Origin of the sequence: Mixta sp. Marseille-Q2659 (assembly GCF_940807255.1) — a bacterium.
Taxonomy (GTDB): Bacteria; Pseudomonadota; Gammaproteobacteria; order Enterobacterales; family Enterobacteriaceae; genus Mixta.
This window is the reverse complement of record NZ_CALNWY010000046.1, coordinates 1-20,303: the sequence shown is the minus strand read 5'-3', so window position 1 is coordinate 20,303 and position 20,303 is coordinate 1. Positions and strand designations below refer to the sequence as shown.

17 protein-coding genes and 1 pseudogene are annotated in these 20,303 nt (G+C 55.9%); 13 read left to right on the top strand and 5 right to left on the bottom strand.

Annotation, left to right across the window (positions count from 1 at the left end; genetic code table 11):
- The first annotated feature begins 320 nt into the window (after nt 1–320).
- The 3 genes and pseudogenes from P3C52_RS19785 (at nt 321) to P3C52_RS19775 (ending at nt 3,825) form a co-directional block, all read left to right on the top strand.
- Nucleotides 321–1,241, top strand: a complete 921-nt coding sequence (locus P3C52_RS19785) for a sugar ABC transporter substrate-binding protein (protein WP_275556589.1) — start codon at nt 321–323, stop codon at nt 1,239–1,241.
- A 57-nt stretch (nt 1,242–1,298) separates the two neighbouring features.
- A pseudogene (locus tag P3C52_RS19780) lies at nt 1,299–2,782 on the top strand (sugar ABC transporter ATP-binding protein).
- 8 nt (nt 2,783–2,790) lie between these two features.
- Entirely contained in the window at nt 2,791–3,825 is a 1,035-nt protein-coding gene (locus tag P3C52_RS19775; protein WP_275556588.1) for an ABC transporter permease, read from the top strand.
- Nucleotides 3,826–4,084: 259 nt separating this feature from the next.
- Here the strand turns inward: P3C52_RS19775 and P3C52_RS19770 are convergent, their stop codons facing one another.
- On the bottom strand, nt 4,085–5,404 hold the full coding sequence (locus P3C52_RS19770; protein ID WP_275556587.1) for a CitMHS family transporter: 1,320 nt from the start codon (nt 5,402–5,404) through the stop codon (nt 4,085–4,087).
- Between the two features lie 547 nt (nt 5,405–5,951).
- Here P3C52_RS19770 and nac point away from each other — a divergent pair.
- From nac to P3C52_RS19750, 4 genes are all read left to right on the top strand, one after another.
- On the top strand, nt 5,952–6,869 hold the full coding sequence (gene nac / locus P3C52_RS19765; RefSeq protein WP_275556586.1) for a nitrogen assimilation transcriptional regulator NAC: 918 nt from the start codon (nt 5,952–5,954) through the stop codon (nt 6,867–6,869).
- Nucleotides 6,870–7,009: 140 nt separating this feature from the next.
- On the top strand, nt 7,010–7,966 hold the full coding sequence (cbl, locus tag P3C52_RS19760; protein ID WP_275556585.1) for an HTH-type transcriptional regulator Cbl: 957 nt from the start codon (nt 7,010–7,012) through the stop codon (nt 7,964–7,966).
- Nucleotides 7,967–8,127: 161 nt separating this feature from the next.
- Complete coding sequence (locus P3C52_RS19755) at nt 8,128–9,924, top strand: thiamine pyrophosphate-requiring protein (RefSeq protein ID WP_275556584.1); 1,797 nt, start codon at nt 8,128–8,130, stop codon at nt 9,922–9,924.
- A 77-nt stretch (nt 9,925–10,001) separates the two neighbouring features.
- A complete protein-coding gene (locus tag P3C52_RS19750) occupies nt 10,002–10,847 on the top strand; it encodes an oxidoreductase (protein WP_275556583.1) in 846 nt (281 codons plus the stop codon).
- 145 nt (nt 10,848–10,992) lie between these two features.
- On the opposite strand, the gene P3C52_RS19745 is transcribed toward P3C52_RS19750, so the two are convergent.
- Nucleotides 10,993–13,149, bottom strand: coding sequence for an EAL domain-containing protein (locus tag P3C52_RS19745; RefSeq protein ID WP_275556582.1), 2,157 nt, complete (start codon nt 13,147–13,149; stop codon nt 10,993–10,995).
- Nucleotides 13,150–13,430: 281 nt separating this feature from the next.
- Here P3C52_RS19745 and phnF point away from each other — a divergent pair, with 281 nt between their 5' ends.
- From phnF to mdtI, 5 genes are all read left to right on the top strand, one after another.
- Complete coding sequence (gene phnF / locus P3C52_RS19740; RefSeq protein ID WP_275556581.1) at nt 13,431–14,171, top strand: phosphonate metabolism transcriptional regulator PhnF; 741 nt, start codon at nt 13,431–13,433, stop codon at nt 14,169–14,171.
- Entirely contained in the window at nt 14,168–14,716 is a 549-nt protein-coding gene (gene phnH / locus P3C52_RS19735; RefSeq protein WP_275556580.1) for a phosphonate C-P lyase system protein PhnH, read from the top strand. Before phnF ends, phnH begins: the two co-directional genes overlap by 4 nt.
- A gap of 240 nt (nt 14,717–14,956) precedes the next feature.
- A complete protein-coding gene (locus P3C52_RS19730; protein WP_275556579.1) occupies nt 14,957–16,252 on the top strand; it encodes an NCS2 family permease in 1,296 nt (431 codons plus the stop codon).
- 583 nt (nt 16,253–16,835) lie between these two features.
- Entirely contained in the window at nt 16,836–17,201 is a 366-nt protein-coding gene (gene mdtJ, locus P3C52_RS19725) for a multidrug/spermidine efflux SMR transporter subunit MdtJ (protein ID WP_275556578.1), read from the top strand.
- Nucleotides 17,188–17,517 carry a multidrug/spermidine efflux SMR transporter subunit MdtI gene (gene mdtI, locus P3C52_RS19720; protein WP_275556577.1) on the top strand — a complete coding sequence of 110 codons (330 nt, stop codon included), beginning with the start codon at nt 17,188–17,190 and terminating at the stop codon, nt 17,515–17,517. Before mdtJ ends, mdtI begins: the two co-directional genes overlap by 14 nt.
- Before the next feature lie 78 nt (nt 17,518–17,595).
- Here mdtI and P3C52_RS19715 read toward each other — a convergent pair whose 3' ends face one another.
- Nucleotides 17,596–19,056, bottom strand: a complete 1,461-nt coding sequence (locus P3C52_RS19715; RefSeq protein WP_275556576.1) for an AMP nucleosidase — start codon at nt 19,054–19,056, stop codon at nt 17,596–17,598.
- 104 nt (nt 19,057–19,160) lie between these two features.
- Nucleotides 19,161–19,421: a hypothetical protein gene (locus tag P3C52_RS19710; protein WP_275556575.1), complete on the bottom strand. Its 261-nt coding sequence runs from the start codon at nt 19,419–19,421 to the stop codon at nt 19,161–19,163.
- A gap of 204 nt (nt 19,422–19,625) precedes the next feature.
- On the opposite strand from P3C52_RS19710, the gene P3C52_RS19705 reads away from it, so the two are divergent.
- Nucleotides 19,626–19,916 (top strand): putative quinol monooxygenase, encoded by a 291-nt coding sequence (locus P3C52_RS19705; RefSeq protein ID WP_275556574.1) that lies wholly within the window; start codon nt 19,626–19,628, stop codon nt 19,914–19,916.
- Between the two features lie 128 nt (nt 19,917–20,044).
- Here the strand turns inward: P3C52_RS19705 and P3C52_RS19700 are convergent, their stop codons facing one another.
- Nucleotides 20,045–20,242: a hypothetical protein gene (locus tag P3C52_RS19700; RefSeq protein WP_275556573.1), complete on the bottom strand. Its 198-nt coding sequence runs from the start codon at nt 20,240–20,242 to the stop codon at nt 20,045–20,047.
- Nucleotides 20,243–20,303: the final 61 nt, after the last annotated feature.

Below are 20,303 nucleotides of genomic sequence, written 5' to 3'. Positions count from 1 at the left end.
ATTTTTGTTATTTGGTAATTTTAAAACACCTGTTTCGATGCTTTTATGATGAAAATTTCAATTAACTAAATTATGAAACAAATGAACTGTTTTGGCGGGCAATCAACGTCATGTCAGCAGCCTGAAACCCTGTTTTATAAACAACTTTATGTTTAATAAGCAGTTAATTTAGCGAGGTGTGGCAACAAAAAACGTTAGCTGTAAAAGGTTTTATCTCTTTCGATAACTGAAAACCCTGGTGATGTTGTGTGAATGTAAAAAATATTTTTCATTCGAGGTAACGGCCCGCCAGCGCAACTTAACGAGAAAAAGGGTGATCTATGAAGATGAAAAAAGCGATTGTCGCATCCGTTATTGCCTGCCTGTTACCCGCTGCCGTACTGGCAAAAGATATTCAGCTGGGCGTATCGATGGCGCTGTTTGATGACAACTTCCTGACCATCGTGCGTACCGCGATGCAGAAAGAGATGGATAAAAGCCAGGTAAAAGGACAAATGGAGGATGCAAAAGGCGATGTGGCGCAGCAGCTCCAGCAGGTGCAGAACTTTATCGGGCAGGGCGTAGACGCCATTATCGTCAACCCGGTGGATACCAACGCCGTCAAGCCGATTATGGATCAGGCCAGCAAGGCGGGCATTCCGCTGATCTTTGTTAACCGCCGTCCGCAGGCCGAGCTGACGGACAAAATGGCCTATGTCGGCTCCGATTCCGAACTGGCTGGCCGTCTGCAGATGGAGGCGCTGGCCAAGGCGCTGAACGGAAAAGGCAACGTCGCCATTTTGTTAGGCGATCTGGCGAATGAGGCCACGCGCGACCGCACCAAAGGCGTCGAAGCGGTGGCCACTAAATATCCTCAGATCAAAATCGTCCAGAAGCAAACCGCCAAATTTATGCGTAATGAAGCGGTCGATGTGGTGAGCAACTGGATGACCGCAGGCGATCAAATTGACGCTATTGCTTCCAATAATGACGAAATGGCTATCGGCGCGCTGATGGCGCTGGGCAAAGATAACAAGGTGCTGATTGCCGGTGTTGATGGCACGCCCGATGCGCTCCAGCAGATTAAAAACGGCAGGATGATCGCCACCGTTTTCCAGGATGCCAAAGGACAGGGTGAAGGTGCGGTGCAAACCGCCATCAAGTTGGTTAACGGCGAGAAAGTGCAGAAAAGCGTCATGATCCCCTATCAGCTGATTACTAAAGAGAACTATCAGGAATTCGTTAGCCGCAACCAAAAATAATTCTGGTCGCTCGCCTGCGGCGCGTCGCGCAGGCGCACTCTTTTATGGAGGTAAAGCATGACGGCTTATGCGCTGGAAGCTGAAGGCATCAGTAAATTCTTTCCGGGCGTCAAAGCGCTGGATATGTTTCGTTGCGCGTCAGGCCTGGTACGGTGCATGCGCTGATGGGCGAAAACGGCGCGGGAAAATCGACGCTGATGAAGTGTCTGATAGGCATCTATCGCCCTGATAGCGGCGTGATCCGTATTAAAGGCGAAACCGTCCAGTTTCAGGATACGCTGGATGCGTTGCGCTCCGGCATTTCAATGATTCATCAGGAGCTGAATCTGGTGCCGTGGATGACGGTAGCAGAAAACATCTGGCTGGGGCGCGAACCGGTAAAATTTGGTCTGGTCGATCACCGTCAGCTCAATAAGCAGACGCAGGCGTTGCTGAATAAGCTGAATATCCGCCTGGACGCGGACAGCATGGTGGGTGAGTTAAGTATCGCCAGCCAGCAGATGGTGGAGATCGCCAAGGCCGTTTCCTGGAACGCCGATATTGTGATTATGGATGAGCCGACTTCCGCGCTGACCGAAGGCGAGGTGGGACATCTGTTTACCATCATTCGCGATCTGCGCGCGCAGGGCAAAGCGATTGTCTATATCAGCCACAAGATGGATGAGATTTTTGCCATTACCGATGAGGTCAGCGTGTTTCGCGACGGCAGCTGGGTCGCCAGCGATCAAACCAGCAGTTACACCCGTCAGTCGTTGATTACGCAGATGGTCGGTCGCGAGCTGACGCAGCTGTTTCCGAAATTCAATAACGCCATCGGTGAGGAGGTGCTGACGGTGCGCCATTTGTCACGGCAGGGCACTTTTGAGGATGTCAGTTTCAGCGTGCGTCGGGGCGAGATTCTTGGCGTTGCCGGGCTGGTGGGCGCCGGACGCAGCGAGGTGATGGAGACGCTGTTTGGCATGGCGCGTCCCGACGGCGGCGAAGTGCTGATCGACGGCGTGCCGGTGATTATCGATTCCCCTTCGACGGCGATCGAGAAGGGCATGGCTTTTTTAACCGAGGATCGTAAGAAGTCCGGGCTGTTTCTGGTGCTGTCGGTGCTGGAGAACATGAGTATCGTCAATATGCCGGAGTACAGCAGCAAGGGCGGCTTTGTCAGTCATGTGCAGATGGCGCAGGACTGTATGGAGCAGATCCGGCGGCTGAATATCAAAACGCCCACCATGGATCAAATCATCAATAACCTCAGTGGCGGCAATCAGCAGAAGGTGTTAATTGCGCGCTGGCTGCTGGCACAGCCGAAAATCCTGATTCTTGATGAGCCGACGCGCGGCATCGATGTCGGGGCAAAAGCCGAGATTTATCGTCTGATTAGCGAGCTGGCCAACCGTGGCGTGGCGGTGATTATGGTGTCGTCAGAGCTGCCGGAGATTCTGGGCATGAGCGATCGGGTGATGGTCATGCATGAGGGAAGGATTACCGGCATTCTTGATAAAGAAGAGGCCGATCAGGAAACCATAATGTCGCTGGCATCCGAGTGAGGAAGATTATGAGCAACATGAAAATTACGACTGAACAGCCGCAGGCTGCGCGTCCGTCGCTGTTCAGTCAGCGGCATAATAAGCTGCCGAAAGATACCGGCATTTTTATCGTGATGCTGGGGGTTGCATTGATTTTTGAGCTGGCAGGCTGGTATGTGCGCGATCAGTCATTTTTGTTGAATACCAACCGGCTGGTGCTGATCGTATTGCAGGTGGCGATTATCGGCATTATTGCGGTAGGCGTGACGCAGGTGATTATTACGACCGGCATCGATCTCTCTTCCGGTTCGCTGATTGCGTTGACGGCGGTGGTGGTGGCCAGTCTGGCGCAGACGTCGGACAGTCTGTCGCCGATGTTTCCTTCGCTGGTGGATTTACCGGCAGCGGTGCCGATTATTGCGGGCATTGGCGTCGGCACGCTGTGCGGGCTAATTAACGGGGTGTTGATTACCAAAACCGGTATTCCGCCGTTTATTGCCACATTGGGGATGATGGTTTCGGCCCGTGGGCTGGCGCAGTATTACACGCAGGGTAATCCGATTAGTTTTCTTTCCGATGGCTTTACCGCTGTGGGCCAAGGCGCGATGCCGGTGGTGATTTTTCTGGTGGTGGCGTTGATTTTCCATATTGCATTGAAGCATACGCGCTACGGTAAGTATGTTTACGCCATTGGCGGTAATATGACGTCGGCGCGCGTGTCCGGCATTAATGTGAATAAGTATTTGGTGATTGTGTATACGATTGCCGGCGGTTTGGCGGGGCTGGCAGGTGTGGTGCTGGCGGCGCGCGTGAGTACCGGGCAGTCGAGTATGGGGATGTCGTATGAGCTGGATGCGATTGCGGCAGCGGTGATCGGCGGCAGCAGTTTGATGGGCGGAGTTGGGCGTATTACCGGGACGTTGATTGGCGCGGTGATTTTAGGGCTGATTAAGAGCGGTTTTACGTTTGTCGGCGTCGATGCTTATGTGCAGGATATTATTAAGGGCATCATTATTGTCGCGGCGGTGTCGATCGATATGCAGCGTAACCGCAAGAAACGCTAAGTGAATGCGGGCTGGCTTGGGCGATGGCCGCCGGGTTAGTTGTTAGTCGTGGCTGATGATTTAGTGCCCGCGCGCGAAGTCCAGTCCGCTCGTAAAGTCGCTATGTCATCCCTGGCCGCTCGGCCCGCGCCGTCCGAGGCCGCAGGACGCTTTACTCTTCTGCCTGGACTTCTCGCGCTTTAAGCTAATGTGTTGCTGTTTCAGGTAATAAGGCCTGCTTTGAGCGCATCCGTGCCTCAAAGCAGGTGTGGTTAACGCGTTAGGCCTGGCTGTGCCAGAGCGGGAAGGCGCCAAACAGAATGCCGCCCACCATCAGCGCCATGCTCACCACAATCCCCCATTTCATTGAGAAGCGTTGGTGGTCGCCAATATCCACTTTTGCCAGTCCGACCAGCAAGTAAACTGACGGCACCAGCGGGCTGAGCAGGTGGAAAGGCTGCCCGATAACCGAGGCACGGGCGATCTCTTCGGCGCTGATGCCGTAACCGGCAGCGGTCTGGGCAATGACCGGCAGAATGCCGAAATAGAAGGCGTCGTTAGACATAAAGAAGGTGAACGGCAGGCTGACCACGGCGGTAAATACCGCAAGGTAAGGCCCGAAACTGTGCGGAATAACCGCCAGCAGGCTTTTCGCCATGGCATCTACCATGCCGGTGCCGGAAAGGATGCCGGTGAAAACCCCGGCGGCGAAGATCAGCGAGGTCACCGCCAGCACGTTGGCGGCGTGGGCGCCGATGCGCGCTTTTTGCTGCTCCAGCGTGGGATAGTTGAGCATCACCGCAATGGCGAACGCCAGCATAAACAGAATATGAATCGGCATCAGGCCGACCACCAGCAGTACCAGCAGCAGGGTGGTGAGAATAAAGTTCGGCCAGAACATCTTAGGACGCCGGTTAGCTTCGCATTCGCCCTCATCGCCCAGACCCAGGCTGATATTATCCAGATGATGATTTTCCATGCGCATAATGCCGAGACGACGGCGCTCGCGCAGGCCGAAAAGCACCGCCATACCTACCAGCGTCAGGCCGCCGAGAATCATCGCCGGGATCATCGGAATAAAAATATCGAGCGCGTCGATACGCAGCGCCGCCGCCGCGCGCGCGGTCGGGCCGCCCCAGGGCGAGAGATTCATAATGCCGCTGGCGAGGTTAATCAGGCAGAGCATCGGCAGCACGTTCATGCCCAGCCGTTGATAGAGCGGCAGAAAGGCGGCGACGGCAATCATATAGGTGGTCGAACTGTCGCCATCCAGCGAAACCAGCAGCGTCAGCACGGCGGTGCCCACCAGCACTTTTAACGGATCGCCGCGCACAATTTTTAAAATCAGGCGCACCAGCGGATCGAACAGACCGGCGTCGATCATCAATCCGAAGTAGAGGATCGAGAAGGTCAGCATCACGCCGGTGGGCGCTAGGGTTTTGACGCCGCTGAGCATCATCTCGCCCAGGCCGTGCCAGAAACCACCCGCCAGTGCAAACAGCGTCGGAACAAGGATCAGCGCGATCAGCGCCGACATCCGCTTCGTCATAATCAGATACATGAAGCAGACCACCATCGAAAAACCCAGCACAGTCAGCAAATTATTTTCCTTCTGAAAAATTTAAGGGGAGGAAAAAGCAGTACCACTCAGGCATGTTGTTACGTATTCACTGGTATGACGCCGCGTTATCAATCTTCCGCAGGCCGACAATAAAAGTTAATAAAGTGATCATGCCGTTCTGGATAACCGGCTGTTTTTAAAATTATTTTGCTCGCTAAGGTAATAACATAATTTTTACAACTGCCAATTGCAGAATAGTGAAAAGTGACAGGCTTCATGTTTTCAGCGGTACGAAGAACCTGTTTTGTGAGCGCGATCGGCAGAAGCGGCAGATCGCGAGCCTGCACGTTACCAACGCAGCCTTTGCACGCTGATAGTGCAGGGCAGCGGAGGCTGGCAGGGAAGCGGGCGGCAAAGCGGCAGATTAACTCCTCCGAGGTAATCAGATTCTCTTATTTTATCGCGAGTTAGCGCTTCTCTTTTTTGCCTTCAGAAAAAACTGGCCCGCATATTGCAAATCTTCTGTCACAGCCGCAAACGCGCTTGCAGCGGATGACAACACTTGGGGATCCCAGACGGAGGCAACATGAACTTAAGACGACTCAAATACTTTGTAAAAATCGTCGATATTGGCAGCCTGACCCAGGCGGCGGAAGTGCTGCATATCGCGCAGCCCGCGCTCAGTCAGCAGGTTGCTACGCTGGAAAACGAGCTGGATCAACAGCTGCTGATCCGTACCAAGCGCGGCGTGACGCCAACCGAAGCGGGCAAGATTCTTTACGCTCATGCACGTACCATTCTGCGTCAGTGCGAGCAGGCGCAAATGGCGGTGATTAATGCCGGACAAACCTTAAACGGCCAGGTTTCAATCGGCCTGGCGCCGGGCACTGCCGCCTCCTCGCTGACCATGCCGCTGTTGCAAACGGTGCGTGAAGAGTACCCGGAAATTCTGGTCTACCTGCATGAGAACAGCGGCTCGTCGTTAAATGAAAAAGTGATGAATGGCCAGCTGGATATGGCGGTGCTGTATGACCGTACGCCGCTGGCGGGTATCACCAGCACGCCGTTAATGAAAGAGGAACTCTATCTGGTCGGTGCCAGCGATGCGCCAGGCAGCACGGTCGATCTGGCCGAGGTGGCGCAGATGAATCTGTTTCTGCCGCGCGATTACAGCGCGGTGCGCAAACGCGTCGATGAAGCCTTTTCCCTGCGTCGTCTGAGCGCGCGTATTATCGGCGAAATCGAATCGCTGGCGACGCTCACCGCCGCCGTCTCCAGCGGTATGGGCGTGACGGTGCTGCCGGAGTCGGCGGCGCGATCGCTGGTTCAGGCGACCAACGGCTGGATGGCACGTATTAATTCACCGTCGCTCAATTTGCCGCTGTCGCTGAATATCTCCTCGCGCCTGCCGCTCTCGCCTTCGGCGCAGGCGGTAAAAAATATCCTGCTGTCGCTGCTGAACAAGCCGACACTGGAGTCTCGCGAACTGATGCTGGTCAGCTAACGCGCCTCCTGTCGAACCGCTATCCGGCGGTTCGATACTTATCAATAAAATGCATAACAAACCGTTTTTTATTATTTGTGGCTATCAATGCCTCTGCTTAACATCAAAGCAACATTGACAGCCAGATAAGGAGAAACGGTGTGAACTTTCAACAGCTTAAAATTATTCGTGAAGCCGCACGCTGTGAATTTAACCTGACGGAAGTGGCGAACACGCTCTTTACCTCGCAATCTGGCGTTAGTCGCCATATCCGCGATCTGGAAGATGAGCTGGGCGTAGAAATTTTTATTCGGCGCGGCAAACGGCTGCTGGGCATGACCGAGCCGGGCAAAGCGCTGTTAACCATCGCCGAGCGCATTTTAAATGAGGCGAGCCAGGTGCGACGGCTGGCGGACGTTTTTACTAACGAAACCAGCGGCGTGCTGACCATCGCCACCACGCATACCCAGGCGCGCTACAGTCTGCCAAAAGTGATTAAAGCCTTTCGCGCCATCTGGCCGCAGGTGCGGCTGGAGCTGAACCAGGGATCGCCGCAGGAAATCGTCGCGATGGTCAATGCGGGCGACGCCGATATTGGCATCGCCAGCGAGCAGCTGGTGAATCAGCCAGCGCTGGCCGCCTTTCCGTGGTTTAGCTGGCATCACGCGCTGCTGGTGCCGAAAGGGCATCCGCTGGAGCAGGAGCCGCAGATTTCGCTGGCAACGCTCAGCCGCTATCCACTGATCACCTATCGTCCGGGCATTACCGGGCGTCCGCGCGTCGATCGCGCTTTTCAGGCTGCCGGACTGAAGCCGGATATTGTGCTGAGCGCACAGGATTCCGACGTGGTGAAAACCTATGTCGAGCTGGGACTGGGCGTTGGCATTCTCGCCGATCAGGCCTGCCAGCTGGAGGCGGGTTCGGCGCTTACGCGGCTCGATGCGAGCCATCTGTTTGATGCCAGCACCGTCTGGCTGGCGCTGAAGCGCGGCCAGCTGCAGCGCAACTATGTCTGGCAGTTTCTCGAACTCTGTAACGCGAACCTCTCGCTGGAGGAGATCAAGCGCCAGGCGCTCAGCGCCGAGCAGGAAGAACCCGCTATCGATTTCCAGATTTAACGCGCCGTTTGCCGCTGTCGGCCGCAAAAAGCCTTCTGGTGACGGCAACGATGCCGCAACTGATAAGCGCCTGATGTGCTATCAGCCGCAAGGTCGCGGTTGCCTTCCGGACTGGTCAGCTATGCTTACAGTCTCTGTAATCGAAAAGGGAGAGACTGACGATGGCAATGAAGACCAGCGATTTCTTTGTGGAGCGACTGAAAGCCTGGGGCGTCACCCGCATTTATGGCTATCCCGGCGACGGTATTAACGGCGTGCTGGGCGCAATCCAGCGCGCTAATAAAGCGGCCGCAGGCATTGAATTTATTCAGGTGCGCCATGAAGAGATGGCGGCATTTATGGCCTCAGGCCATGCCAAATTTACCGGTGAGTTGGGCGTCTGCCTCTCTACCGGCGGCCCCGGCGCGACCCATCTGCTTACCGGCCTTTATGACGCTAAACTGGATCACGCGCCGGTACTGGCCATTTCCGGCCAGGCGGAAATCACGTCGCGCGCCGCCAGCTATCAGCAAGAACTCAACCTCGACCGCGTTTTTTCAGACGTCGCTAATTTCGTTCAGGAAGCGGCGGCCCCGGCCCAGGTGCGTCATCTGGTCGATCGCGGCGTGCGCATCGCCAAAGCACAAAACGGCGTGGCGGTGCTAATCCTGCCGAAAGATTTGCAGGATGAACCCTGGCAGGCGCCGCAGCATCTGCACGGTTTTACCCACTCCGGCCCTGGCTATCAGCGACCGAAAGTGGTGCCTTACGAAGAGGATTTACAGCGCGCCGCCGAGGTACTGAACGCCGGAAAAAAGGTCGCGATTCTGATCGGCTCCGGCGCGCGCGGCGCGGCGGTGGAAGTGGTGCAGGCGGCGAATCTGTTAGGGGCGGGTGTGGCGAAAGCGCTGCTGGGCAAAGATGTGCTGCCGGACGATGCGCCTTTTGTGACCGGCTCCATCGGCTTGCTGGGTACCAAACCCTCATCGGAAATGATGAAAAACTGCGACACGCTACTGATGATCGGCAGCGGTTTCCCCTGGACGGAATTTTTGCCGGAAGAAGGCCAGGCTCGGGCGGTACAGATCGATATCGATCCGGCGATGCTCGGCCTGCGCTATCCCTGTGAGGTCAATTTGCACGGCGACGCGGCGGAAACCCTGCGTGCGCTGCTGCCGCTGCTGCAGCATAAAGCCGATCGCAGCTGGCAGCAGGAGATTGCGCGCCAGGTACAGGAGTGGTGGCAGGTGATGGAAGAGCGGGCGATGGCGCCTGCGAAGCCGGTCAACCCGCAGCGCGTGGTATGGGAGATGTCGCCGCTGCTGCCGGAAGATGCCATTGTCACTTCCGATTCTGGATCCTGCGCCAACTGGTTTGCCCGCGATTTTCGCGTGAAGCAGGGGCAGCGCGCCACGCTTTCCGGCGGTCTCGCCTGTATGGGCGCAGCGGTGCCTTATGCTATTGCCGCCAAGTTTGCCTTCCCGCATAAGCCGGTGGTGGCGCTGGTGGGCGACGGCGCGATGCAGATGAACAATATGGCCGAGCTGATTACCATTCAGAAATACTGGCAGGGCTGGGGCGATGGACGGCTGATTGTCTGCGTGTTCAACAACCAGGATCTGAATCAGGTGACCTGGGAGCAGCGCGTCATGGAAGGTAATCCCCGCTTTGAGGCGAGCCAGGATATTCCTAACGTACATTACGCCGCCTTTGCGGAAATGCTCGGCCTGAAAGGGATCTATGTTGATGACCCGGAGAAACTGAGCAGCGCCTGGCAGGAAGCGCTCAGCAGCGACCGGCCGGTGGTGCTGGAGGTCAAAACCGATCCAGAGATCGCGCCGCTGCCGCCGCACATTACCTTTAAACAGGCGAAGGCCTTTATGGCGTCGATGATGAAAGGCGATCGCGGCGCGGCGCAGGTGATTGGCGATACCGCCAGCCAGCTGTTGAATGAAGTGCTACCGAAGAAAAAGAAATAAGATCTGCCAGGCTGGACGCTGACGTCCGGCCTGCACAGGATCAACCTGCACATTACCTGAAGATAAAGGAAAACAGCATGCATACAGAAACGCGCCCGGTTTGGTTGATTACCGGCTGCTCGACCGGCTTTGGCCGCGAGTTGGCTGAGCAGGCCATTGCCCGCGGCTTTAACGTGGTGGTTACCGCCCGCGACGTTAGTAAAGTCGCGGATCTGGCACAGGGCAACGAGGAGCGAACACTGGCGCTGGCGCTGGACGTGACCGACAGCGCCACCATCGACCATTCGGTCAAGGCCGCGCTGGCGAAATTCGGCACCGTTGATGTGCTGGTGAATAACGCAGGCTATGGCTATCAGTCCTCGGTGGAAGAGGGCGAAGAGGCGGAAATCCGCGCACAGTTTGATGCTAACGTCTTTGGCCTGTTCGCCATGACGCGCGCGGTATTGCCTGCGATGCGCAAGGCGCGCAAAGGGCACATTATTAACATTACCTCAGTCGCAGGGCTGATCGGCTTTCCCGGCTCCGGCTACTACGCCGCCAGCAAACATGCGGTGGAAGGCTGGTCGGATGCGCTGGCCGTCGAAGGCGCGCCGCTGGGCATTAAGGTGACCTGCGTCGAACCCGGGCCATTCCGCACCGACTGGGCCGGACGCTCGCTGCACCAGACGGAAAACCGTATCGCCGACTATGCCGATACGGCGGGCGCCCGCATGAAAAATACCGCAGGCTACAGCGGCAAACAGCCGGGCGATCCGGCGCGCGCGGCAGCGGCGATGATTGCCATTACCGAGAACGAGAATCCGCCGCGCCATCTGGTAATGGGCGCGTTTGGCTTTGAGGCGGTAACGGAAAAGCTGCGTGAGCGGCTGGCGCAAATTGAAGCCTGGAAAACCACCACGCTCGACACCGATTTTCCGCAATAAAGAACGGCATGGCGGTTTTCTGCCGACCAGGGACGCGGTTCGCCGTTTACACGACCGTGCCACGCCTGTTTTCGGGTTAACCGGGCAGCAGGCTCGCCTGGTAATCATCCTCTGTATAGCTAGCTCGCCCGACGCTTTCTCAACATCAGAGCGATCTGATCGGGCGGCACCCCTGGCTGAACAGATAGCCTTGTAACTGATTGCAGCCCGCCTCGGCCAGCGCTGACATCTGGCCGTCGGTTTCCACGCCTTCGGCGGTCACCGTCAGGCCCATCGCATGACCCAGCCGCACCACAGACTCCACGATCGCCGTGGAGTTTTCAGCCACGCCCAGCGACTGGGTAAATGATCGATCGATTTTAATTTTATCTACCGGGAAGTTGCTCAGGTAATTGAGGCTTGAATAGCCGGTGCCGAAATCATCCAGCGCAATACGGAAGCCCGCCTCGCGCAGAGCGATAATAATTGCCCGCGCCTCCCGCTCATCTTCAATCAGCACCCCTTCCGTAATCTCCAGTTCCAGGCAGCGCGGATTGGCGCCTTCCGCCTCCACAATATCCTTAAAGCGCTGCACAAAACCGGCGGTGCGAAACTGCAGCGGCGAGACGTTAATGGCGATGGTCAGCTCAGGCCAGCGCAGCGAAACCCGGCACGCTTCGCGCAGCACCCATTCGCCGATCTGTAAAATCAGGCCGGTCTCTTCAGCAATAGGAATAAACTCCGACGGCGCGATAAAACCGCGTTGCGCATGCTGCCAGCGCAGCAGCGCTTCAAAGCCCAGGATCTTTTCACCGTCAATATCCATCAGCGGCTGATACCAAACCTCCAGGCCTTCCTGATGATGCAGTGCGTGGCGCAGATCGGCAGCGATCTGCTGGCGCGTCTGAACCGACTCGTCCATCGCGCGTGCGAAACGGCGATACTGGCCGCGTCCTTCATTCTTGGCCTCGTACAGGGCAATATCCGCTTTCCGCATAAGTTCCTGGCGATCCTGTCCATCCTGCGGCGCGATGGCCACGCCGATACTGACGCCAATCCAGGCCTCGCTGCCCAGCAGAGTGTACGGCTCCGCCAGCGCGTCGATGATCCCCTGGCACAGCGCATTGATCTGGTCAGTAGACTGGATCTCCTCTATGACGATAACGAACTCATCGCCGCCGATACGGCCAACGGTATCGGCTTCACGCAGCAGAGTTGTCAGACGGTGCGAGACCTCGATAATTAAATCGTCACCGGCGTGATGGCCATAGGTATCGTTGATATTTTTAAAGCGATCGAGATCGAGCAGCAGCAGCGCCGCCTGGCCGCGCAGGCGCGTAGTGCGCGCCAGCGCCTGCGTCAGGCGTTCATCAATCAGGGCGCGGTTTGGCAGGCCGGTCAGCACATCGTGAAACGCCAGATGCTGCGCCTGCGCTTCGCTGGCACCCAGCCGCAGCATCGATTGCGCCAGCCGCAGCCGCAGCCGCCAGAGGCGATACATCATCACGATGCAGACCAGCGTGGTGACCAGCAGCACCGTCACCACCAGCGGCCCCAGCAGCGTTAACATTTGCGTACCGGGCTGCACCGGCTGCCAGGCAAAATAGCCGGTCGGAATACCGAGCTGCGAATCCAGGCGAAATCGGGCATCGCTGGCGGTCGGCGGGTTAGAGCCAAGATAGCGTAAATGGCTAATCTGGCTACGGTGGGCCAGCGTATTCAGGAATCCGTCATCAAGATATTTCAGGCTGACAATTCTGAATCCGCTTTCATAACCTTCATGATTAATATCGCTCACGGCGAGCAGCGCCGTTCGCCCATCGATTAAGGTGTAATCGACCAGATCCTGTCTGCGTTCGTCGTGGATCTGCGTTTGGTGTGCCAGCCAGGGCGCGAGCGGCTGCTTAACGCTCTCCCAGCGCTGCCGATCGTCACGCTGTCCGTTTTGCCAGTTGACCAGCATCTGGTTTTGCGGATCGAGAATAAATATCTCCTGATGACCGAACATCTCATACAGCCAGCTGCCCACGTTATTATCGAGCCAGACCAAATCGGGTGACGGGACATTAAGCTGGTCGGCAAGCGGCGACCAGTTCGTCAGGCTATGGAGCTGACGTAAGTGTTCAGCCATGCTCTGGCTGAATGATGATTTAATAATATTTTCCTGCTGAACAATCGCCTCGCTATTGGTGTGCTTCGTCGACCACAGCAGACTAAAGCTGGCCGCGCACCAGATAATCAGCAATACCGTGACCAGGGGAAAAATGACTTCCCGAATAAACTCGCGTCGAAAATTCTCCGGTAGTTGATCTTTATTAAACATTTAACCGTTCACTCTGCTGCTTGTTATCGCTTAATTGTGACAGATAAAATAGAATTTGCTCCGCGTCGTTACTGGCGAGGCGGCACATGCGCCATAAGAATGCAAAATTGTGAACGCTGTCATTATTGATTAGATAATCTGATTTAATTTGCCCGGCGCTGCGCTGAACATAAGGCAAATTCATTGTGCTGCCACTCTCCCGTCACCTCACTGTCATTTTGCTGCGGCAAAGTAGGGTTTCAGCAACACTATTTTCGGTGCGACAGCGGTGGGAGCGCGCAATGTCAGAGACAATCAGCCCGTTATTTGGTCTCGATCAGAGAGTGGCCGCTCAGTTGGAGCAGGAACTGGGCAGCCGCTACCGTGCAGGCGACTATTTGCCGACGGAGCAGCAGCTGGCGACACGCTTTGCGGTGAACCGGCAAACGCTGCGGCGCGCGGTGGATGCGCTGGCAAGCAAAGGATTATTATTGCGCCGTCCCGGCATCGGTATCCTGGTGCTAACGCATTCTGTCAACTATCCTCAATATACCCGTACCTGCTTCAGCCATAATTTGCTGGAGCAGGGCAGCGATCCCACCAGTGAACGTTTACTGGCGGTAGTGCGTCCGGCCAGCCAGGAAGTGGCGGCCGCGCTGGCCTGTCGGGAAGGCGAACAGGTCATCCACGTGCGCACGCTGCGTCGGCTGGAAGGGGTTCCGGTCTGCGTGACCAACCATTTCCTGCCTCAGCTTAGCTGGTGGCCCCGGCTTCAGCAGTATCACAGCGGATCGCTGTACGATTTTTTGCAGCAGCATAATCAGCCGCTCAACCTGATAAAAACCCGGATCAGTACGCGTCGCGCTCAGGCTAAAGAGTGCCGCCTGTTGGCAATCCCATTACAGGCGCCGCTACTGTGCGTGCGTACCCTGAGTCAGGCCGCCGATGGCCAGCTGACTGAATACGCTATCGGGCTGACGCGCGGCGATATGACTGAATTAACGCTTGAGCATCTGGCGATGAATAATGGAGAAATGAGATGAGTTTACTGGCGAGCTTAAACCGCCCGGTTGTTGAAACGCAGCCCGTGCTGCGCCGTATTTTAAAAGCGATGAATGAAGCAGGCGTGACCATCGCGCTGCCCTGCATCCAGCCCTGGGCTGGCCTTTCGCCTGCCGCGACCGCGCTGCTTTCTACCCTGAATGAAGCGGATACCCCGCTGTGGCTCGATGAAAAGCTGGATACGCCAGCGCTGCGTGACAGCCTGTGCCTGCGTGGCGCGGTGCTGAGCCGTCAACAGCCAGCCGAATTCGCGTTATTGCACAGCGACAGCAATCCTGACCTCAGCAATATCGTGGCGCCAGGTGCGACGGTGATCCTGGAAGTGCCCGCGCTTAACGGTGGGCTGACGCTGCGTCTGCGCGGGCCGGGCATTCAGGAGCGCCGCGCCGTGGCGCCGCAGTTGCCGCCGCAGGTGATCGCCTTTTTACGGGAATGGCCGCTGAACGGGCAGGGCATTAATTTAATGTTGACCTGCGGCGAAATGATGATGGTGATCCCGCGTTCAGCGCAGGTCGGCGTCTGCTAAGCGCTGTGTCACAAACCAAACTTTTCAGGAAAGATCGGTAATATCCCCAATCTGGTGCAATGCTGCTTTACAGTGCCTCACTGTGGTGCAAAAGCAGATGTTAGCGGCGATTAAACGCACGGCGGCTGGACCGCTTCTGCTGTGGCATAGCCCTTGCTATTCAGGAATGCTCTTATTCCTTTTATTTTGGCAAGAGAAACCTCACGCAAGTGACGACGCTAACGCTACGAGAGAAGCAGCATGCTGGAAAAACTATTTCAATTAAAAGCACACAACACCACGGTGCGTACCGAAATCATCGCCGGTATCACCACCTTCCTGGCTATGGCCTATATCCTGTTTGTTAACCCCACCATTCTTAGCGCCACCGGGATGGATAAAGGCTCGGTTTTCGTCGCCACCTGTCTGGCGGCGGCGATTGGCTCGCTACTGATGGGATTGATCGCCAACTATCCCATCGCGCTGGCGCCCGGCATGGGGCTGAACGCCTTTTTCACCTATACCGTCGTGCTGCATATGGGCTACACCTGGCAAATCGCGCTGGGCGCCGTCTTTCTGTCAGCGCTGATCTTCTTCGCCCTGTCGATCTTTAAAATCCGCGAATGGATTATTGCCAGCATTCCGCTGCCGCTGCGTTCAGGCATAGCCGCTGGTATCGGCCTGTTTCTGGCGATTATCGCGCTGCAGGGCGCGGGTATCGTCATTGCGAATCCGGCGACACTGGTGGGCATCGGCGATCTCGCTAAGCCCGGCCCGCTGCTGGCGATACTGGGCTTTATCATCATTGTCGTGCTGGAGGCGCGACGCGTGACCGGCGCGGTGCTGATCGGCATCCTGGTGGTAACCTTTATCTCAATGGGCCTTGGCCTTTCGCCTTTTGCCGGGGTCTTCTCCGCGCCGCCCTCTATCGCCCCGACCTTCCTGCAACTGGATATTAAGGGTGCGCTCGATATTTCGCTGGTGAGCGTGATTTTCGCCTTTCTGTTCGTGGATGTGTTTGATAACTCCGGCACGCTGATTGGCGTGACCAAACGCGCCGGACTGGCGGACGAGCAGGGCAATATTCCAAAAATGGGCAAGGCGCTGATCGCTGACAGCGCCGCCGCGCTGTTTGGTTCTCTGCTCGGCACTTCCACTACCACCAGCTATATCGAATCGGCGGCGGGCGTCAGCGCTGGCGGGCGTACCGGTCTGACGGCGGTGGTGGTGGCCGTGCTGTTTATTCTCAGCCTGTTTTTCTCACCGCTCGCCTCCAGCGTGCCGGTTTACGCTACCGCGCCTGCGCTGCTGTTTATTGCGGTGCTGATGACGGCAGGTCTGGCGGAGATCGACTGGAAAGATATCACGACCGCTGCGCCGGTAACGGTCACGGCGTTAACCATGCCGCTAACCTATTCCATCGCCAACGGCATTGCCTTCGGCTTTATTACCTGGACGCTGGTGAAGCTGCTGAGCGGTCGTCGTCATGAGCTGAATGCTGCTTTGATCGTCCTGTCGGTGCTGTTTGTGATTAAACTGGGCTGGCTAAGCGCCTGAGTTGGCTGGCCGCCTGTCTGGGCGGCCAAATTTTCTGCTTTCCTGCCGTTGCGTGTCCGCCATTGGACAGGCGCACTCCCTCTCTTTTGCACGACGCATACATTTTGCGTAGCTTCACCTTTTTAGTGTTCCGCCCGTTGGTAACCCGAAAAAAATTGATTTAAATCAGGAAAAAGCCGCCACTAAAATGAGAGATTTTCATAAACGGTGGTTTTGTGTTATATTTCTTCCTAAACCGACATTTATTAACTTAATGAGGCACTGAAGCAGGTCATTTTACTTACTGACACAGTGAAAAATTATGCTGACAGGTAGTAAGAAATACGCAAAAAATATCTCCTTCCCCGGTTTTATCTCGCCGATTGTCACTTGCGAAACCCACTGGTGTAGCGAGCTGTAGCCCCGCTTATTCTTCTGTAACCACTACGCCTCTGGCGTGCCGGTAAATCAGCCCAGGCTGTTGGCCGGAAAGTTGGTTAGCTATTCATCAAATTCTATTTTTTATGCAGATTTTGCTGCAGGGCGCTTATTAAGCCGCATTCTCAGTAATTATTTATTTTTTTATCGTCTTGAGGTGATTAAGATGAAGTATTGGTTATTTTTGGCTGTTTCGATTATTGCAGAAGTAACGGGCACGCTCTCTATGAAGTACGCCAGCATGTACGGCAGTCAGCTGGGGCATCTGGTGATGTACGTCATGATTACGCTCTCTTATATTGCGTTATCAATGGCAATAAAACGTATCGCGTTGGGCGTAGCTTACGCGCTATGGGAAGGATTTGGTGTCATGCTGATTACGCTGTTTAGCGTGACCCTGTTTGCGGAGTCGCTGCCGTTGTTAAAAGCGGTAGGACTGGTGGTGTTAGTAACCGGTATCGTCTTACTGAACGGCGGCACGGAAAAAGCCAAACAGAAACAGGAAAAGGGAGGTGTCCATGCAGCCGCTTAATGGATGGCATATCGCCTTTTTAATTCTGGCGGTGGTGTTGGAAATCGTCGCGAATATCTTCTTGAAATACTCAGATGGCTTCCGCAAGCGTTTGTACGGTTTTCTCTCGCTGGCGATGGTCATGGGCGCCTTCAGCGCCCTGGCGCAGGCGGTAAAAGGCATCGATCTGTCGGTAGCCTATGCGTTGTGGGGTGGCTTTGGCGTAGTAGCGACGCTGGCGGCGGGCTGGATCCTGTTTAATCAGCGTCTGCGTCCGCGCAGCTGGGTAGGACTTTCGCTGCTGCTGGTCGGCATGGTTATGATTAAGCTGGCCTGATTGCGCAACGCACGGAAAAAAGACGCCCGCGGGCGTCTTTTTTATTATCAGGTGTAAACCCTTTCCTTTGAAGAGGCGCTAGCGGAACGGCGGCTCATTAAAGGTTCGCAGCTTACGTGAATGCAGCTTGTCGCCTTCCGCACGCAGCAATTCTACCGCACGAATGCCGATTTGCAGATGTTCGGAAATCGCCCCTTCATAAAAACGATTCGCCTGACCTGGCAGCTTAATCTCGCCGTGTAGCGGCTTATCCGACACGCAGAGCATGGTGCCGTAGGGCACGCGGAAGCGATAGCCCTGCGCGGCAATGGTCGCGCTTTCCATATCCACCGCCACCGCGCGACTGAGATTAAAACGCAGCGCCGAAGCAGAATAGCGCAGCTCCCAGTTGCGATCGTCGGTGGTCACCACCGTGCCGGTACGCAGCCGCATTTTTACCTCTTCGCCCGGCATGCCGCTGATCTCTTTAGTTGCGTCATACAGGGCGCGCTGTACTTCGGCGATGCTGGGAATAGGAATATCCGGCGGCAACACCGCATCCAGTACGTGATCGTCGCGCAGATAGGCGTGCGCCAGCACATAGTCGCCGATTTGCTGGCTTTCGCGCAGCCCACCGCAGTGACCAATCATCAGCCAGGCATGCGGGCGCAGCACCGCCAGGTGATCGCAGATGGTTTTAGCATTGGAGGGGCCGACGCCGATATTCACCAGCGTAATGCCGCGCTGATTGGGGGAAATCAGATGCCAGGCGGGCATCTGGTGCTTTTTCCATGCCAGATCGGAGAGCGCGGATTCTGCATTTTCCGTCTCTTTGGTGATCAGCGCGCCGCCGGCGCAGGAAAGGGCGGTATAAGGGCTGTCATCATCCAGGATCTGTTCACAGGCCCAGCGCACAAACTCATCAACGTAGCGTGTGTAATTGGTAAACAGCACAAACGGCTGGAAATGTTCCGGCGGCGTACCGGTGTAGTGGCGCAGGCGCGCCAGCGAGAAGTCGGTGCGTAGCGCGTCGAAATGGCTGAGCGGGAAAATGCTGGTGGTATTAAAAATGCCGTCCGCCGTTTCGTCGCCGATATTCGCCAGATCGGTGGTCGGGAAGTGCTGTGCCAGCGCACTGCTCATGGTGCGATCCAGTCCCAGATCGGAGCCGTCAATCACATAGGGAAACGGGATCTCCTGGCGCGACGGGCCTACTTCAATCGTGACATCGTAATCACGTTCAATTACCGCGAGCTGCTCGCGCAGATAGTGGCGCAGCAGCTCCGGCCGGGTGATGGTCGTCGCGTAACTGCCCGCGTGGCTGAAACGCCCCCAGGCGCGGCTGCGGTTTTTCTGCGGCGAAGCGCCGTCCCAGCTGATGCGCAGCTCAGGATAAACAAACAGCCCGTCGGCCCGCGCCTGCGGATTGGGCAATTTGCCTTCCTCAACAAAGGCTTTAATGGCGTCGCGCAGGGCGTTAACGGCCTGATAATAGAGCGCATCCAGCTGTTCCAGCGCCTGTGCCGTATTCAATCCTTGTGCGAAATGGGGATGAGCCATTTTTTCTCCTCAGGTTTTCAGCTTTGCGTTGCACTATAGCTTAGAACCATTCCGTCAACAGCGGTGAGTCTGCTAATAATTTCTGCTAACGGGTGAGGCGCGCCTTAATGAATCATATTGCTGTGCGAGGGCGCGCCGGTTTGCAACAGCACCAGCAGCTGGGAAAGCGGATTGGTCAGCACAAACTGATGGCAGCCGGTGTTCGCCATCAGCTGCGACATGGCTACCGCCAGGTTAGCCAGCGCCGTTTCCGGCGGCAGGTTTTGCTGCTGCAACAGGGAAAGCAGCTCCTGAACGGAGTCCTGATTGGCTGCCGCTACCAGTTTCTGCGGCTGCTGAGAAAGGGTTTCATCGCACGTTTTCATTCGTGAGGCTCCTGACAAACAATTTCCAGACAATCACTGCGCTATATATTGGCCGATTTGCCAATTTCAAGGGTAAAAAACCACCGCTTAACCGCCGATTCTAAGCGCTCTGTGCCACATGACCGCGATCGGCGTGCGCCGGGGGCCAAATATCGTCTATTCTCACCTGAACCGATGTATCAAAACGATCGAAGGAGAAACAGAATGAGTGAAGTTATCGCAATTGTCGCCACCATTATTCCGGCAGCGGGCGAGGCGGAAGTGGTAGAGCAGGCGCTGCGTAAGGTAGAGCGTGAAGTGCAGGGCGAGCCGGGCTGCCAGCAATATCAGCTGCATCAGGATCTGGATAGCCCGGATCGCTTCGTGCTGCTGGAGCGCTGGGAATCTGCGGCACATCTGCAACAGCACAGCGAAGCCGCGCCTTTCCTGCGTCTGATGGAAACTATCAAAGATCGCGCTGAGCTTCAGGTGATTAAATTAAAAGTAGTGGAATAACGTCATACCCGGAGCGGCTAATTATATTAGTCGCTCAATAAAATCAGTCGTAAAGATATTCTGTTTCGGCTGTTTATATTCAGGCGAATTTATCAGACGGCGCGCGTTCTGATACCTGGGTTGAAGATTTAAACAGGTACGCCAATAAACATACGGGAACGACCTTTATTCTCGGCAGCGAGGGCGACGACCGGCTCTATACCGATGGTGGCAATAATACCTTTATCTTTAACGGCGAGTTTGGTCATGATGCCATTTTCAACTTCAGCGCAACCGATAAGATCCTGATTACCGGCAATGCCGAGGCGGCGGGCATCGATTATCACGACGTCATCAGCGAAACGGAGGACGGCCTGTTCATGGATTTAGGCGCAAGCTCTGTAACCC

What these genes read in the sequence shown, in the direction of transcription:
- P3C52_RS19785 (WP_275556589.1), top strand. Translation starts at nt 321, where the DNA reads ATGAAGATGAAAAAAGCGATTGTCGCATCCGTTATTGCCTGCCTGTTA.
- P3C52_RS19775 (WP_275556588.1), top strand. Translation starts at nt 2,791, where the DNA reads ATGAGCAACATGAAAATTACGACTGAACAGCCGCAGGCTGCGCGTCCG.
- nac (WP_275556586.1), top strand. Translation starts at nt 5,952, where the DNA reads ATGAACTTAAGACGACTCAAATACTTTGTAAAAATCGTCGATATTGGC.
- P3C52_RS19755 (WP_275556584.1), top strand. Translation starts at nt 8,128, where the DNA reads ATGGCAATGAAGACCAGCGATTTCTTTGTGGAGCGACTGAAAGCCTGG.
- P3C52_RS19750 (WP_275556583.1), top strand. Translation starts at nt 10,002, where the DNA reads ATGCATACAGAAACGCGCCCGGTTTGGTTGATTACCGGCTGCTCGACC.
- P3C52_RS19745 (WP_275556582.1), bottom strand. Translation starts at nt 13,149, where the DNA reads ATGTTTAATAAAGATCAACTACCGGAGAATTTTCGACGCGAGTTTATT.
- phnF (WP_275556581.1), top strand. Translation starts at nt 13,431, where the DNA reads ATGTCAGAGACAATCAGCCCGTTATTTGGTCTCGATCAGAGAGTGGCC.
- phnH (WP_275556580.1), top strand. Translation starts at nt 14,168, where the DNA reads ATGAGTTTACTGGCGAGCTTAAACCGCCCGGTTGTTGAAACGCAGCCC.
- P3C52_RS19730 (WP_275556579.1), top strand. Translation starts at nt 14,957, where the DNA reads ATGCTGGAAAAACTATTTCAATTAAAAGCACACAACACCACGGTGCGT.
- mdtJ (WP_275556578.1), top strand. Translation starts at nt 16,836, where the DNA reads ATGAAGTATTGGTTATTTTTGGCTGTTTCGATTATTGCAGAAGTAACG.
- mdtI (WP_275556577.1), top strand. Translation starts at nt 17,188, where the DNA reads ATGCAGCCGCTTAATGGATGGCATATCGCCTTTTTAATTCTGGCGGTG.
- P3C52_RS19715 (WP_275556576.1), bottom strand. Translation starts at nt 19,056, where the DNA reads ATGGCTCATCCCCATTTCGCACAAGGATTGAATACGGCACAGGCGCTG.
- P3C52_RS19710 (WP_275556575.1), bottom strand. Translation starts at nt 19,421, where the DNA reads ATGAAAACGTGCGATGAAACCCTTTCTCAGCAGCCGCAGAAACTGGTA.
- P3C52_RS19705 (WP_275556574.1), top strand. Translation starts at nt 19,626, where the DNA reads ATGAGTGAAGTTATCGCAATTGTCGCCACCATTATTCCGGCAGCGGGC.